The following is a 15211-nucleotide window of genomic DNA, read 5'->3' as shown; positions in this document are numbered from 1 at the left end:
TCACGTCGCGACCCCGAAAGAGCGGAGAAGCGCCCGCCCCCTCTCGGAGATGGCGGCAGTTGTCCACGGCGGGTCCCAAACCGTCACGAGTTCCACCGCCCGGATCTCGCTTTCCTCCAGAAGGCGCTGGCGAACGTCCCATTCGATGAAGTCCATGCACGGACAGGCCGTCGCCGTGAACGTGAGATGGACGGTGACGGACGCGGTGTCCTCATCCGCCATCACCGCGCGCACGAGCCCCAGGTCCACGATCGAGATCGGAAACTCGGGATCCGCCACTTCGTAGAGAGCGCGGCGTGCCCGCTCCGCGAGATCCGCGGGCGGCTCGGCGAACAAGGGAGGGGGCGGAAGGTCGCGGCCGCCGCGCGTCTCTTTCAAGACGGCGGCAAAGTTCATCCCCTCTTCGTATCTGGGGCGCTGCGCGCCGGACGCCCCGCGGATCGGGAGCGGCGCCGTCACTTCCGCGCACGTCCCAGGCCGCGGGCGCTCATGCCGCGAGCAGCCTTTCGACCGCGAAGCGACTTCTCCTCAGCGACTCCACGTACTGCTCGTTCATGGGGCCACGCGCTTTCCAGCGCTCGAACACCTGCTTCCAGGTAATCGTCTCGTCGAAGAGCCACCGCCGGGCCTTCGGGTCGTACTGGCAGGGCAACTCGTAGGTCAGCTCCACCTCGTCGGTGTCCGGGTTGTAGTACGCGGGCAGGTTGTAGCCGAGCTCCTCGCACAACGGCACCACCGCCTTGAGCCACGTCTGCCGCAGCTGGTCGTTCGTCATGCCCTTCAGGCGGAAGTCGAGTTGCGCGTTGTGGTGCTTCCTGTCGTCCGGCATGCCGAACCACTCCACGCCCATGGCGAACATCCAGTCGAAGGTCTCCTGGACGGCGTCCCGGGCCGCGCCTCCCGCCTCGGCGAAGCGGCGGATCCAGACTTCGCCGTGGCGCAGATGGAAGTTCTCTTCCATGGCCACCTTGACGAGCCCGCGCTTGAGCGGTCCGTAGCTGGTGTTGCGGTGCACATCGCCCAGAAGCGTAATCCCGGCCCGGTCGTACAGGGCGTTCGCCGACACAAGTTCCGCCCAGTTCATGAGCGGCTGGTCGAAGCCGTAGGGGTGCTTGAACTTGGCGGGATCTCGCTCGTATAGCAGCCAGTGGCGGTCGACGCCGAGGTCCTCCAGCAGGCGGTAGGCGATGTTCGCGTGACCGAGTTCATCCTGAATGATGGCGGTGGCCGAGACCATCGTGTTGGTGGAAGGTGCATCGCGCGCCGCCATGAAATAGGCCGGCGCGCTGATGAGCTCCGTATCGCCCTGAACCGTCAACTGCGTGATGAGTGCGCGCTTGTAGGTCTCTGTCATGTCCTCTTCGGACTCGACGATGAACCCCTCGTGGACCCTCCGCTGCAACTCTTCGTCCGTGAACCGTCCCATACCGCGGCGTCTCTCCTGCTCAGGGCGCGGCCGACCGTCTACCTGAGCCGAAATCTACTAGGAACGGCTGTCCTCCGCCGTCCCCTCGACGTCGGCAGCTCCGGCCGGATAGGAAATCAGCGTCCCCCCCGCCCGAAACCGGATCGCGCCGCCAATCAGAGCGAGGACCAGCCGGTCGCCTGAGAGCTGGTAGGCCTTCACGGAGCCCAGGGCCTCGAAGAGCCGCTGCTCGATGTCGGCCGGTCGGTCAGGGCAGCGCTTCCGCGTGGTCGCGAGCCCGTAGAACCGCAGCGCCTCGGCCTGCTGTGTCCGGAAACTCCCGACGATCCGATTGCATCCCGCGAACCCGGACAATTCGCCGGTCATGTCGGTGCCGTCCGACAGTGCGGCCAGAAACTTCAGTCTCACCGGGTCGTCCAGCGCGTCCAGATCTGCGCTCCAGTCTCCCGCCTCGAACGACTCGAGTTCCCACTCGTGCGTATGCAGCGCAGCTCCTTCGGAGGCGGTCTCCGGAGCCGCGGTCTCGGCCACATCGGCGAGCAGAATCGGCACGAGCCCACGATTCGTCAGCACGAAGTGCCGGGTGAGGTCGACCGAGGGCGGAACGGTGATCGGTTCGCGAGGCCTGCGGACTCTCACATCCACCCGGATCATGCCTTCCGAGATAGCCAGGCGCCGCACTTCGATACGGTCTCCAATGAGACGAGCCGACGCATCCAGCAGCTGCCCCCCCTCGGCGAGGAGGGCGTGCAGGATGACGAATTGCTCCCGTCCCTGATCCGCGACCAGCACCGCGGCCGCGTCCGGTTCCGTATCGAAGTCCAGGTCGCCCTCGGCAGCGGTCAGGATGCCGTGGCGGACGTTCCCGTCGCTGACCCCCGTGCCCCCGCTGAGAGTGACTTCACCACCCTCCAGCGTCCGGAAGGTCCCCTCCCGAAGAACCTCCATCGCAGAGGGCGCCTCCTCCCGGCCGCACGCGCCTGCGGCAAGCGACGCGAGGAGCAAACCGGCCGGAACGACAACGCGTCCGGCACGAGAGGTTCCGCGCATCACTCTTCCTCCATGAACGGATACCGGTAGTCCGTGGGCGGGTCGAAGGTCTCCTTGATCGTTCGCGGTGAGACCCAGCGTACGAGATTGAGTACCGAGCCGGCCTTGTCGTTCGTGCCGCTGGCGCGCCCGCCGCCGAAGGGCTGCTGTCCGACCACCGCGCCGGACGGCTTGTCGTTGATGTAGTAGTTGCCCGCCGCGTTTCGCAGAGCGGCGCCCGCGCTCCGCACCGCCTCGCGATCGCGCGCGAACACGGCTCCCGTAAGAGCATACGGCGAGGTCTTGTCGACCAGGTCGAGCGTGGTCTCCCAATCCGAGGCGCGGTACGGGTGGAGGGTGACGACCGGACCGAAGATCTCCTCGCACATCAGCTTGTGTTCCGGATCGTCCGCCTGGATCAGGGTGGGCTCGATGAAGTACCCACGGCTGTCGTCGCACCCGCCGCCGGCGAGAATCCGGGTGTCGGCCGAGTCCCGGGCGTAATCGATGTAGGACTTGATGTTGTCGAACGCGGGCCGGTCGATGACCGCGGCGAGGAAGTTCCTGAAGTCCGCGGGGTCGCCCATCCGCAGCTCTTCGGTCATGGCGACGGCATGGTCTCGCACCTCTTTCCACATCGTGTCTGGGACGTACACACGCGACGCCGCCGAACATTTCTGCCCCTGGTACTCGAAGCCGCCGCACACGATCGCTACTGCTACAGCCTGCGGGTCTGCGCTCTCGTGGGCGAGAATGAAGTCCTTGCCGCCGGTCTCTCCCACCAGGCGCGGATATGCGCGGTAGTTTTCGACGTTGCGGGCAACGGATTTCCAGAGGTGCTGGAACGTTCCGGTCGATCCAGTGAAGTGAATGCCGCCCAGCTCGGGGCTGGAAAGAAGGACGGCGCTCACCTCCGACGCGACGCCGGGGATGAAGTTGATGACGCCCGGAGGCAGCCCGGCCGACTCGAGGATCTTCATCACGTAGTAGGAGGAGAGCACGCCCGTCGTCGATGGTTTCCAGATCGCCACGTTGCCCATGAGCGCGGGCGACGTCGTCAGATTGGCCCCGATGGCCGTGAAGTTGAACGGGCTGATCGCGTAGACGAACCCTTCGAGCGGACGGTGATCCATGCGGTTCCACACGCCGGGGCCGGAAACCGGCTGCTCGCCGTACACACGAGCCGCAAAGAACGGGTTGAAGCGCCAGAAGTCGACGACCTCACAGGCTGAATCGATTTCGGCCTGCATCGCGGTCTTGCTCTGCCCGAGCATCGTCGCCGCATTGAGCCTCATCCTCCACGGATCGGCCAGCAACTCGGCGGCGCGGAGCAGGATCGCGGCCCGCTCCTCCCAGGCCCAGTTCGACCACTCCGCCCAGGCTTCCCGCGCCGCCGCGATGGCGGCTTGGGTCTCGGCGGCGCCCGCGACGTGGCAGCGTGCCAGCGTGTGGCCGTGGTCGTGTGGCATCGTGACGTCGAAGGTCTTCGCGGTGCGGACCTCGCGCCCTCCGATGATCAGCGGGATTTCGACAATCTGGCCGGCCTGTCGCCGCAACTCGGCCTTGAGCGCGGCCCGCTCGGGGCTTCCCGGCGCATAATCGTGGACAGGTTCATTCGAGGGAGCCGGGATCGTGAACCGCCCCTGAATACCCCCGGCCGGCTGTTCATCGCCGCCCGCACGGGTGCGGTCCGGATCCTGCCGCGCCTCCTCGGAAAGCATCGTCATCAAGAGTCTCCCTGCTGGATTCGTTCGCGAAGAAGGGACGGGCAATCTGGCGCGACGAGTCTGAGATTGAAAGGTTCCGGGGGACGTGTGGCCGTACTTTCATCTGATGCCGAACCCGCCCGTCGGCGCGGGTCGGCAGTTGCGTTGCCGGAACTGGATTCGAATCCCCGGCGGAAATGGTATGGAACTTACGAGACGCTTGATCCGGCCCCTTCCGGTGTGCCTGGCCATTTCACTCGCGCTCTCGCCCTCTGCGCTTGCAGGGCAGGAGCGGGGAGACCCACTGCGGGTGATGGCCGCCCGCTTCGAGGTCGCGCGTGAGAACGCCGTGCATCTGCTGGCGCCCCGGGCCTACGGCGAAGCGCTCGACCGCTTCGACGAAGCGTTCCGCCGTTCGGGGGGGGACCGCGCCGCGACCGAGTTCCGAGATGCACTCGACGAGGCGGGGCGCAGACTCGAGGTCGCCGAACGAATCGCCCAGGACGCCCGGGCGCAGTTCGAAGAGGCGCTCGCCGCACGGGCGCAGGCGCAATCGGCGGAGGCGGCGGACCGGGCCTCCGAGGCGTGGGGTCGCGCCGAGGCCGAGTTGGAGCAAGCGGGCCGCCGGTTCGAGCGCGAGGACTTCGACGATGCGGCCGGCCGGGCCGAGCGGGCCGCGGTACTCTACGCGCGCGCCGCGCGGTCGGGATGGCGCGATCTGTTTCTCGGTGGCGCCATTCAGGCTCGGGCCGCCGCGATGACGGCGGGAGCGAGCGAACGAGCTCCGGTCGCTTTCGCCGAGGGTGAGGCACTACTGGCCAGTGGCGAAGCGGACATCGAAATGAACCGCACGGCCGAAGGACCGGCACGGGCCGGGGAGGCCGCCGCCGCGGCCTTCAGGCGGGCCCATCGCATCGCCGCCCTCTTCGACAGCGTGCGCCGGCGGGAGGTGCCGGTCGAGCGCCTTGTGGACGAGCACGAAGCCGACCTGGCCCGCCTGGCGGAAGCTGCCGACTTGACCCCGCGTCGGAACGATACCGGAGAGACGACTACCCGCATCGCCACCGAGATCTCCCGGATTCGGGCGGAGAACGAGCGACTGAGAGCCGAACTGGCGAGCGAACGGGCCCGGGCCTCCGACCTCGAGGCCCGGACGACGACGCTCGAGGGACGTCTGGCCGAATTCGAGCGGCGGTTCACCGGAGCACGCGATGAGTTGCTCGCGGTCCGTGAACGGGAGGCCCGGCTCCGAGAGGTCCAGGGCCTGTTCACGCCATCGGAGGGCGAGGTTCTCCTGAGCGGAGGTCAACTCGTCCTTCGACTGTTCGGGCTCACCTTCGAGTCGGGAAGGGCCGAGATCGGTGAGGCGCTCTATCCTCTTCTCACCAAGGTCCAGCGTGTGATCACGACGTTCCCCGGGGCCACTCTCCGCATCGAGGGGCACACGGACGGGCAGGGAGGGGCGCAGGGAAACCAGGCGCTGAGCCAACGGCGTGCGATCGCGGTGCGCGAGCACATCCTGTCTCGGGTACCCATTCCGTCCTCCCGCGTCGAAGCGGTAGGGCTGGGAGAAGAACGGCCGATCGCCAGCAACGAGTCGGAAGAAGGCCGCGCGCGGAACCGGCGGATCGAGATCGTTCTCACCCTGCCGGACGGCTGACCCCGGTGTCAGGGGTCGAGCCGGGGATCAGCCCCCGGGACGCTCGGCCCGTAAGGCGGCGGTCACCCCCACAACCACGGCTCCCACAGCGAGGCCGGTCCCGATCCAGCGGCCGGCCTCCGCCCATGGTCCGCTGCGGCCGGTGCGCCAGGGGCGGGTGACCTCGGCACGCCAGTACTCCAGCTCCCCCGAGACCAACTCCCGGGCCAGTTCCGCGACCGAATCAGCCAGCTCCGGCGATCTCACTGCCATCAGGCTCCAGGGGGTTTTGAACCGACGAAGTCCTCGCCTCCATCCACGCGGATCGTGTTCCCCGTCATCCAGGCGGTCCCAGGCACCGCGAGCGCCACGATGCAGCGTGCGACTTCCTCCGGCGTACCCAGGCGGCCGTGGGGGTTCTGGGCCGCGGCTTCCTCGATCATGTGCTCGGCGCCGGGGATCTTGCGGAGGGCCGGAGTGTCGGTGACCCCGGCCCGAATCGCGTTCGCGGTAATCCGCCTCGATGCGAGTTCGAGCGCCAGTTGTCGGCAGTGCGACTCCAGCGCGGCCTTGGCGGCGGAGACGGCGCCATACGAGGGAATGACGCGGTCGCCTCCGGATGACGTCATCGCGAAGATCCGGCCGCCTTCGCCCATCAGACCCCGTCCGAGCAGCCCCTGGGTCCAGTAGATCAGCGTATGGGCCATGACATCGAGGGTCATGTTCATCTGCTCGGGGCTCATGGAGGGGCCGTCGTCCTCCACGAAGGGCAGCAACGAGCCGAACGCCAGAGAGTGCAGAAGCACGCGGATCGATCCGGGTCCCGCGGCTTCGGAGATCTCATCCAGGACCCGGTCGCGCTTCCTGGCCGAGGCCGCGTTGACATTGAAGTACATCGCCCGACGACCGGACGACGCGATGCCCTCCTTGATCTCCTCGACGTGCGCGAGCCCTGCACGCCGGTCGAGGTGTACACCGTAGATGTCGTAGCCCGCCGCGGCGAACGCGAGCGCCGCCGCTTCGCCGAAGCCGCTCGACGCCCCCAGAATCAACGCTCCCGGCGCTGGATCCGTCACTCCGCTCCCTCCCATTGCCTCGAGTGAAGCCCTCTTTCGCCGTGGGCATCATGCGCGCGGCGGCCGCGAGAACCACAGCATAGCGGCCCGCTCCCCGGGTCGCACGATTGGTGAGGTCCGCAGCGTCACCGGGCTGTCCGTGCGCACATGGAAACGCGCGGCTGCGAACCCAGCGACGCAGCCATACGGCATGCCGGCCACAGATCGATGGCAACATGTATTTTTTGAAAAAATGGTCGCGCTCAGAAAGCCCCCGACGGATTCGGGAGAGATCCTCCATCGCCGCGTGCCGCGTGCCTTTGTCAGTCGACGGTTGCACCGATCGTGAAACGGGCGCGCAGCAGAATCCACATGCGATACAGAGTTTTGGACGATCGTTGAACAGTCACATAATATGTGGTTGTATAGCATCTTACAGATATTTTTGTCGTGGCGTCGTCTCCGAGTCCCTGCTCCCGCCGCTTGCAAGGAGCGGATGTCGATCCTATGCTCAGAACGCGGAACGGAATGCACGGTCAAGATCGCTGTGAGCCCTCGGCGATCCGTCTTGATACATGAAGCGAAACCTCCCATTTTTAAGAGCGTATCTCTCGATATGATGGCATCTTCCGACCACAGCCACGTCAACATCGTCGTGGACCTTCCGAAAGAGCTCGCTGCGGATTTCGAGGATGTGCGCCAACGGGATCCGGACTTCCTGGAGCGGGCAATCCAATACGCGCTGGCCCGCCGAATCATCTTCGAAGAGCTTACGTCCCCCGTCGCCCCACGACGCTAGGCGATCCTCTACACGCGCCACCGGACGGGTCTTCGGCGGGCGCGCTCGCGGGTCGTTTGGTCCCGTGCTCTCGCGCGGGGCCGCGTTCGCGACGTTGACGCCCGACCGGGCCGGGGCTAAATCGCGCTGGGAGCCTGTGTGGAGGTGAGGGGAGGCCAGCGATCTCGAGCCGAGGATAGGCGTGTCCTCCGAGACGGAGCATCAAGGGGCCGATCGGGGTACCGATGCAGGGTCGGAACCCGACGATGCCGTGCTGCGGGCCAAGTACGCGGATTACTGCTCGGCGCAACTCACAGAGGTCTTTCTCTCCCTGGATGACGAGCGGATCTGCGAGATCGTAGAGGAGGAAGCCCGGGCGCAGGAATTCAACCAGAGCCGCCTGGGTTTCAAGGCCATGGTCCGGCTGGCGACCCAGCGCCTTCGGAAGAGCGTGCCGCTGCCAGACTTCGAGACATGGCGTCGCGACTACGAGACCGCCCCGGAGCAGTACGAGAAGTATCTCATGGGCCTTTGGCGACAGCGTTCCGGGGAGGACGCCCGCGAGAACGGTTGAGACCGGAGGGGCGGATGGCTGGACATCACGGGGATGGGAACGGCGACAACGAGGAAGGGCGCCCCCAGCTTCGAATGTGGGACGACGCCGGCAAGGAGACGACCATCGGCGCCCTGGAAGAAGGGGATGGCCGCTGGAAGGTTCTGGTGATCGTGGAACTGGTCGCTGGCGACCTCGCTCGCGGCAGGCTCTCGTTTCGAATGGGTGACGAAAGGTACGATACGGCTCCCGTCCTTCTGGAGGAAACGGCGGCGCGTGTGATGCAGCGAGCGGCCGAACTGCCCGATGCAATGTTGCGACAGCTTCTTATCTCCGCCCGCCGCTGACGCTCGCGGGCCGACTCGCGACCGGGTCGCGGCGCGCCGCCTCCACGACCAGCGTCCTCAGCATGACCCAACCCGCGCGAACCGAGGCCGGAAGGCTTCCGGACACCTTGGATCGGCCGACGGTCCGCCGCTCGAACCGCACCGGCTCGCCACGAACGCGGGTTCCGGCCCGGAGTGCGCGTACCTGCATTTGCACATACCACCCGTAGTTCGTGTCATCGAGCGCCAGCGATTCCAGCGTGTTCCAGCGGATGGCGCGAAAAGGCCCCATGTCCCGAACTTCCGCGCCATACAGCCGGCGCATGATCTCGAGTACGAGGCGGTTCCCCATTCGTGCGTGCCAGCGGACCCCTCCCGCCCCCCGCGCCTGGCGCTCGCCGATTACGAGATCCGCTTCATCGTCGTCGAGCGGTTGCAGGATGACTGCAAGTTGCCGGGCCGCGGCGAAGTCGTCCGCATCGAGGAACACGAGCGCGTCCGGCGGGTCGAGGCGAAGCCTCTCGATCCCGGCGAGGCACGCCTGCCCGTAGCCTGGGCGCGGCTCCTCCACGACAAGCGCGCCAGCCGATCGCGCGATATCTCCCGTCGCATCGCGCGAGCCGTTGTCAACCACCACGACCTGGCTGATTCTTTCGTCATCCAGGGCGGCGAACAGACGCGGGAGCGCCTCCGCCTCGTCCCGGGCCGGGATCAGGATCGCGGTCTGCACGGTCCTGCGTGATGTGGGCGCGGTGGATCTGGGCGCTGGTGGCTGTGGAAGCCGCCGCGCTGTGGACGATGGCCTGGGGCGGGTCCGGTACCCCTTTTCCGGCCGTAGCACTGTGGTCGGTCGCCTTTATGGCCTATGTACTCGCCGCGCGTTGCGCCGTGCCAGCGTCCGGGGCGGCGATCACACGGCGACGCATCTGGACGGCCGGCGTCGTCCTGCGGGCCGGTGTGTTCCCGGCAGCCCCCACTCTCTCCGAAGACATCTATCGGTACATGTGGGATGGTTGGGTACAGAGGAACGGCGTCAACCCGTACGCCCACCCGCCGGCCTCCCCGATCCTCGAGGGCCTGAGGACCGAATGGTGGCCGCTGATCAATCACGCCGACGTCCCGACGATCTATCCTCCGGGCGCCCAGTTCGTCTTCGCGCTTCTGGCCTGGATCGGCCCCGGCTGGTGGATCTTCAAGCTGGGCTGGCTGGCCGCGGACCTCGTGGTCGCGCGGCTGGTCGACCGGCTTTCGCGAGACCGGAGCCCGTTGCCGCTGCTCCTCTATCTGTTGTCGCCACTGCTGGTCGTCGAAGTTGCGTGGAGCGGGCACCTCGACCCGCTCGGCATCGCGCCGATGCTGGGTGCCGTGGCGCTGGCCGCCGGCGTGTCGATTCCTGCGTGGCGGGCGGGCGCGTTGCTGGGGATCGGCGCGTCGCTGAAATTCGCGCCCATTGCGGGGCTCCCCGCGCTCGCGCGGCGTCGCGGCCCGTGGGCTGTGGCAGCCGCGCTCGCGGCGCCGATCCTGCTCTACCTCCCGTACGTCGGTGCGGGATCCTCCCTCTTCGACGGTCTTCGAGTCTACGCGGATCTCTGGGAGTTCAACGCCGGCCTTTACAACGTGCTCGAACGATTGCCCGGGCACCCGGACCTCCCGAAGTGGATCGGTGCGGCGGTCGTTGGGGGGGTAGCCATGCGGGCGGCGCTCCACCGCTGGCCGCTCGACCGTGCGCTGTTCTGGGCCATCGGAGCCGCTCTCCTGCTGTCCCCGACGCTTCACCCGTGGTATGTGCTCTGGGTGCTTCCGTTCGCCTGCCTGTCGGTGAGCCGGGGCTGGCTGCTTCTCAGCGGCACCGTGTTCCTCGCCTACGCGGGCCGGGACGTGTACCTGGCCACGGGCGTGTGGCCGGAACCGGTCTGGCTGGGCTGGGTGGTCCATGGGCCGCCTCTGGCCCTGCTAGCCTGGGATCGCTGGCGCGGGCGGCATCCTCAGGGACTCGCGGGAGGCGAGCGCGTAGCCGGCAGCGAACAGACCGGTAAACGGCACGGCGGCCGGCAGCCCGAGTAACGCCGCGTTCACGACCGCGCCCACAAGGGCGACCGCAAGCGCGACACGGAGGAGGGCGGGCCCGCCGGCGAGCCGGGCGCGATACGCCACGGTGGGCGCGAAGCCGCGTTTCGGCGTACGCGCGAACGGCGTTTCCCGTCCGCCGCAGCCCCGCAACACGGCGAATGTCAGGGGCACACCCAGGCCCAGCCCCAGAAGCAGCGCTTCCACTATCCGGCGACCGAGCCGCCGGCGCTTCCGAATCGAGCCCGCCGCGCCATAGAACAGCACGAATGGGACCGTGGCGAGAAGCACCGCGGCCGCATGAACGCTCGAGGGCAGGCCGAACCCGGGCCTCGCCAGCCATCCAGTGGCTGCGAGGGCCGCCGCCATCGTCAGCGTCAGGGGGTGGACGACGTGTCCCACCAGGTGAGCCGTGGCCTCAAACTTGATCGCCATTGGCAATCGTTGGCGCCAGATCCGCGGCAGCAACTTCCGCGCGCTCTGGATCCCGCCCTGCGTCCAGCGGCTCTGTTGAATCTCGACGGCGCGCAGACTCGATGGCAGTTCGGCGGGAACGCGCACGTTGTCACGGTAGACGAACCGCCAGCCCGCGAGTTGGGCGCGGTAGCTGAGGTCCACGTCTTCCGTCAGCGTGTCGCTCTGCCACCCTCCCGCGGCTTCCACGCAGTCTTTCCGCCACATCCCGGCCGAGCCGTTGAAGTTGAAGAACAGGCCCGCCCGGTATCGCGCCTCGTGCTCGATCGCGAAGTGCGCGTCCAGAAAGAGCGCCTGTGCCCGCGTGAGCCAGGTCGCGTCCGGAGACAGGTGCTCCCAGGCGGCCTGAACCGCGCCCACCTCGGGGTCATCGAACGGAGGGAGCAAATCGCGTATCAGTCCCGCAGGCGGAACGAAGTCCGCATCCAGGACGAGCAGGAAGTCGCCACGGGAAGTCGCCACGCCGTGTGCCAGCGCGCCGGCCTTGAACCCCTCGCGCGACGCGCGGCGGACATGCCGAATGCCCACTCCCCGCGCGTGCCAGAACCGGACCCGCCGAGAGGCGAGCTGGGTGGTTTCGTCTTCCGAATCGTCGAGGACCTGGATCTCGAGGCGGTCGGCTGGATAGTCGAGTCGGCAGGCCGCGTCGATGACCCGCTCGATCACATTGGCCTCGTTGAACACGGGGAGCTGGACCGTCACCATCGGAAGTGGTCCGCGCCACGTGCGCGCTTCCGTCCTGGCCGGCCTGCGTACCCGCAGCCAGAGCAGCCGGAGGCGGTGCGCCCCGAACGGGGCGAGGAGGGCGAGCAGCGCCAGATACGCAACCTGTCCGATCTCGCTCATCTCCACCCGTTGGCCGCCGCCGGGACGTGTAGGGATTCATCGCAGCCGGGCGACGACGATGCCGGCCGCCGTGCCTCTCGCGCAAACGTCCTGAAAATCCGTCTACCCTTCAGTTCTCGCCAGTTTCCGCGGATTGAGGCAGGGCTCAGGGCACACGCCTGCCCCCGGGTTCGTCTGCACGGAAGTCGAGGCGGTCGAGCGCCACGACCCCGTCGCTCATCACGAGCAGGACGTCCTGATACTGTCCGATGTCCTCAAGAGGACTGCGGTCCAGCACGAGGAGATCCGCTTCGAATCCCTCCGCCACGCGCCCCGTCCGGTCACCGACTCCGAGCAGCTCGGCCGCGACGGTCGTTGCGGCCCGGATGGCGTCGAGTTCGCTCAGCCCGATGCCGGCGAGTTCGATCAACTCGTGGCTCAAGCGGAGCACGCTCTCGGGTCCATACCCCGTGTCGGTCGCGGCAACGACCGGCACTCCGAGGGCATGGGCGGCCGCGGCCGTCTCGCGCACCCGGGGCAGCATGTGGCGACCCCGTACCTGGAGAGTCGGGTCGTCGTAGTCCCCGCCCGGCAGCGTCAGGTCCGAGACGACCGCAATGGTCGGCACGAGAAACGTCCCCCGCTCAAGCATGAGGCGGAGCGTTTCCTCGCGGAGATACGTGCCGTGTTCGATGCTCCGTACGCCCGCCGCTACGGCTGCCCGGCCGCCGCGGTCGCCATGGGCGTGTGCCGCGACAGGAACGCCTCGGCCGGAGGCTTCCGCTACGAGCCCCGAGAGCTCCGCTTCCGTGAAGAACGGCTTGCGCGGATCGGTCTCCGGCAGGCCGGCGCGCTCCGTCGCGTTGACCTTGATGAAGTCCACGCCCCGATTCAGCATTGCGCGCGCCACCCGGCCCAGCGCCTCGGCACCGCGGACGTCGCGGTCGAGGAGGTCGCTCAGGGCGGGTTCGTCGAGGAAGAGCCCCTCCGCCGGTCTCGGCCGGACGTGGTAGCCGGCGGCGAGGATCTCGGGGCCGGCGAACGCTCCGCTCCGGAACAGCTCGCGCAGGCCGACGTCGGCGAAGAAGCCGGCTCCCATGCTCCGCGCCGTGGTGACCCCGGACATGAGCGCCCGACGGGCCGATCCCAGGTCCCCGATATGCACATGCGCGTCGATCAGACCGGGCACCAGGTAGCGTCCGCCGAGGTCGACGACTCGCGCGCCCGCTGGCGCCTCGCCCCCCGCCTCGACGGAGACGATGAGCCCGTCGCGCACGATGACCGTCGCGTTCGTCACAACGCCCGAGGTGCCCGGATCGAGCACCGATGCGCCGGTGAAGGTGATCTCTTCGGCCTGGCCGGCCGCCGCCGTCGGCGTGGCCAGGCAGGCGGCAAGAACGGCCAGACGCGAAAGCGGGATGAAACGCGCCGGGACGAGCCGTGCGGCCAGTTGGGACATGGAGCCTCCAAATCGTGATCGTGAACAGATCAACATGACCGGCTCCGGCGGAGCGCGGTAGGAGTGTCGGTTCCCCCCTCGTCGCGGGGATCGTCTTTCAGCACCCCCTCGCCTACGTTGACCCTCAGGAGGCGAGTCCGGCCCGTGCCTTCGCGGGGTCGGTGCGAGACGACCCGAAACCGCGGAGCGGCGGGCACCAATGCCACAGGCGAAGCCGTCGTTCGAGCCGGAGCCCCTCGAGGGAGCCGAACCACTCCGGTTTCCTCTCCGGGTGGCCGCCATCGACGTCGGATCCAACGCGTTCCGTTTCGTCGCTGCCGAGTTCAGCACACCGGACCGGTACGTCGAGTTGTCCGCCGAGCGAGTTCCCGTGCGCCTCGGGCGCTCGGCCTTTCTCACCGGCGAGCTCTCCCCCTCGGCCATCGACAAGACCGTCGCCGGGTTCCGCCGCTTCCGCCGGGAGATCGATCGGCTGGGGATCGATCACGTACGCGCCGTTGCCACGAGCGCGGTCCGCGAGAGCCGCAACGGCGCCGATCTCGTACGCCGCGTCGAGAACGAGACGGGCCTCGCATTGCACCTCATTTCCGGGACCGAGGAGGCGCGCCTCGTCTGGATGTCCGTGAAACAGCGGATCGATTTCGGCGATTCCAAGTGGATGCTCGTCGACCTGGGCGGGGGCAGCGTGGAGATCTCGCTTGTCGATCGATCCGGAATCATGTGGAGCGAGTCGCACCGCATGGGGTCCGTCCGACTGCTCGAGGAATTGACCAGTGCGGACGACGCGCCCGCGCATTTCGCAAACCTCCTCGCGGAGTACGCCGCCACACTCCGCATTCCGCATGCGAGCAAGCACTGGACGCCGGTCGAGCTGATCGCCACCGGGGGCAACATCGAGGAACTTGCCCGGTTGGCCGGGCAGAGCCGCGCCGACGATGTCCGAGGGATCACCCGTGCGCAGCTCGGGATGGCCATCGAGGAGTTCTCGCGTCTCTCCTACAGCCAGCGCATCGGGCGACTGGGGCTGCGCGAAGACCGAGCCGACGTGATCCTCCCGGCCGCCATCGTGTACGATCGCGTCGCCGAACTCGCGGGGGCGGAGCGCATCCTCGTGCCCGGCGTCGGCGTGAAGGAGGGCGTGCTCCTCGACCTGGTCGATGAACTCACGAGCGGGGCCGGGTTCGGGCGGCTCGAGCGGATCGTCCGCGACGGGGCGCTGACACTCGGGCGGAGATACCTCTTCGACGAGGATCACGGGCGCCATGTGGCTTCCCTTGCGGTCTCGCTGTTCGACCAGCTCGCCGAACTGCACGGCCTCGCACCGCGGGATCGGCGCATCCTCCTGGCCGGAGCGATGCTGCACGACATCGGCCAGCACATCTCCTACGCGAAGCACCACAAGCACTCGCTCTATCTCATCCTGCACAGCGAGATCCCCGGTATCGCGCCCGATGAACTCCCCCTCGTAGCTCTGGTGGCGCGCTATCACCGCCGCGCCGAGCCGCGCGAAAGCCATTTCCTCTTCCGCGATATGGATTCCGAGGATCGGCTCCGGGTAGAAAAGCTCGCCGCCCTCCTCCGCATCGCGGACTCGCTGGACCGCGAACACCTGCAGCGAGTACACAGCATCGACGCCAGGGTGCACGAGCACCGGCTGGAACTGCGGCTCGAGCGGAAGGGTCGCCTGCTCCTGGAGCAGTGGGCTCTGCGCAAGAAGGGGAAGCTGTTCGCCCGCATCTTCGGCCTCGACCCCTACGTCACCTTCGACTTGGCCGGCAGCGCCTGACCCGATCGCCTCCAGAGGTCCGCCCCCCACGCTGTTACAATCCGAACGAGCGACACATGCCCCGCGGCGCATATAATACAGGCCCTGC

Annotated in this window: 15 protein-coding genes; 6 read left to right on the top strand and 9 right to left on the bottom strand. The window is 67.8% G+C overall.

Translation table 11 applies throughout. The features are described 5' to 3' along the window. From ACN9M6_RS07615 to pruA, 4 genes are all read right to left on the bottom strand, one after another. Entirely contained in the window at nucleotides 1-396 is a 396-nt protein-coding gene (locus ACN9M6_RS07615; RefSeq protein WP_419162340.1) for a metal-sulfur cluster assembly factor, read from the bottom strand. Between the two features lie 91 nt (nucleotides 397-487). Continuing rightward, nucleotides 488-1426: a Phenylacetic acid catabolic protein gene (locus ACN9M6_RS07610; RefSeq protein ID WP_419162339.1), complete on the bottom strand. Its 939-nt coding sequence runs from the start codon at nucleotides 1424-1426 to the stop codon at nucleotides 488-490. A 57-nt stretch (nucleotides 1427-1483) separates the two neighbouring features. After that, nucleotides 1484-2374 (bottom strand): META domain-containing protein, encoded by an 891-nt coding sequence (locus ACN9M6_RS07605; RefSeq protein ID WP_419162338.1) that lies wholly within the window; start codon nucleotides 2372-2374, stop codon nucleotides 1484-1486. A 101-nt stretch (nucleotides 2375-2475) separates the two neighbouring features. Further along, a complete protein-coding gene (gene pruA, locus ACN9M6_RS07600) occupies nucleotides 2476-4182 on the bottom strand; it encodes an L-glutamate gamma-semialdehyde dehydrogenase (RefSeq protein WP_419162337.1) in 1707 nt (568 codons plus the stop codon). A 199-nt stretch (nucleotides 4183-4381) separates the two neighbouring features. Here pruA and ACN9M6_RS07595 point away from each other — a divergent pair, with 199 nt between their 5' ends. Next, complete coding sequence (locus tag ACN9M6_RS07595) at nucleotides 4382-5821, top strand: OmpA family protein (RefSeq protein WP_419162336.1); 1440 nt, start codon at nucleotides 4382-4384, stop codon at nucleotides 5819-5821. A gap of 27 nt (nucleotides 5822-5848) precedes the next feature. On the opposite strand, the gene ACN9M6_RS07590 is transcribed toward ACN9M6_RS07595, so the two are convergent. Both ACN9M6_RS07590 and ACN9M6_RS07585 read right to left on the bottom strand, forming a co-directional pair. Then, nucleotides 5849-6073: a hypothetical protein gene (locus ACN9M6_RS07590; protein ID WP_419162335.1), complete on the bottom strand. Its 225-nt coding sequence runs from the start codon at nucleotides 6071-6073 to the stop codon at nucleotides 5849-5851. Beyond that, the gene (locus tag ACN9M6_RS07585; RefSeq protein ID WP_419162334.1) at nucleotides 6073-6876 is read right to left on the bottom strand and encodes an SDR family oxidoreductase; all 804 of its coding nucleotides are present in this window, start codon (nucleotides 6874-6876) and stop codon (nucleotides 6073-6075) included. Before ACN9M6_RS07585 ends, ACN9M6_RS07590 begins: the two co-directional genes overlap by 1 nt. Nucleotides 6877-7471: 595 nt before the next feature. On the opposite strand from ACN9M6_RS07585, the gene ACN9M6_RS07580 reads away from it, so the two are divergent. The 3 genes from ACN9M6_RS07580 to ACN9M6_RS07570 all read left to right on the top strand — a co-directional run bounded on the left by ACN9M6_RS07580 (nucleotide 7472) and on the right by ACN9M6_RS07570 (nucleotide 8533). Then, on the top strand, nucleotides 7472-7654 hold the full coding sequence (locus tag ACN9M6_RS07580; protein ID WP_419162333.1) for a hypothetical protein: 183 nt from the start codon (nucleotides 7472-7474) through the stop codon (nucleotides 7652-7654). A 181-nt stretch (nucleotides 7655-7835) separates the two neighbouring features. Beyond that, on the top strand, nucleotides 7836-8207 hold the full coding sequence (locus ACN9M6_RS07575) for a hypothetical protein (RefSeq protein ID WP_419162332.1): 372 nt from the start codon (nucleotides 7836-7838) through the stop codon (nucleotides 8205-8207). A gap of 14 nt (nucleotides 8208-8221) precedes the next feature. Beyond that, nucleotides 8222-8533 (top strand): hypothetical protein, encoded by a 312-nt coding sequence (locus ACN9M6_RS07570; protein WP_419162331.1) that lies wholly within the window; start codon nucleotides 8222-8224, stop codon nucleotides 8531-8533. On the opposite strand, the gene ACN9M6_RS07565 is transcribed toward ACN9M6_RS07570, so the two are convergent. Further along, the gene (locus tag ACN9M6_RS07565) at nucleotides 8514-9242 is read right to left on the bottom strand and encodes a glycosyltransferase family 2 protein (protein ID WP_419162330.1); all 729 of its coding nucleotides are present in this window, start codon (nucleotides 9240-9242) and stop codon (nucleotides 8514-8516) included. The two genes, ACN9M6_RS07570 and ACN9M6_RS07565, sit on opposite strands and share 20 nt — an antisense overlap. Nucleotides 9243-9253: 11 nt before the next feature. Between ACN9M6_RS07565 and ACN9M6_RS07560 the strand changes: the two genes are divergently transcribed. After that, entirely contained in the window at nucleotides 9254-10576 is a 1323-nt protein-coding gene (locus ACN9M6_RS07560) for a glycosyltransferase 87 family protein (protein WP_419162329.1), read from the top strand. Here the strand turns inward: ACN9M6_RS07560 and ACN9M6_RS07555 are convergent. Both ACN9M6_RS07555 and ACN9M6_RS07550 read right to left on the bottom strand, forming a co-directional pair. Next, nucleotides 10466-11899, bottom strand: coding sequence for a glycosyltransferase (locus tag ACN9M6_RS07555; RefSeq protein WP_419162328.1), 1434 nt, complete (start codon nucleotides 11897-11899; stop codon nucleotides 10466-10468). The genes ACN9M6_RS07560 and ACN9M6_RS07555 overlap by 111 nt on opposite strands. Before the next feature lie 145 nt (nucleotides 11900-12044). Beyond that, nucleotides 12045-13337: an amidohydrolase family protein gene (locus ACN9M6_RS07550; protein WP_419162327.1), complete on the bottom strand. Its 1293-nt coding sequence runs from the start codon at nucleotides 13335-13337 to the stop codon at nucleotides 12045-12047. Nucleotides 13338-13536: 199 nt separating this feature from the next. Here ACN9M6_RS07550 and ACN9M6_RS07545 point away from each other — a divergent pair, with 199 nt between their 5' ends. Beyond that, nucleotides 13537-15123 (top strand): HD domain-containing protein, encoded by a 1587-nt coding sequence (locus ACN9M6_RS07545; protein ID WP_419162326.1) that lies wholly within the window; start codon nucleotides 13537-13539, stop codon nucleotides 15121-15123. Nucleotides 15124-15211: the final 88 nt, after the last annotated feature.

The sequence above is a fragment of the Candidatus Palauibacter sp. genome (assembly GCF_965197445.1).
In the GTDB taxonomy this organism is placed as follows: Bacteria; Gemmatimonadota; Gemmatimonadetes; order Palauibacterales; family Palauibacteraceae; genus Palauibacter.
This window is presented reverse-complemented; position numbering and strand designations above follow the sequence as displayed.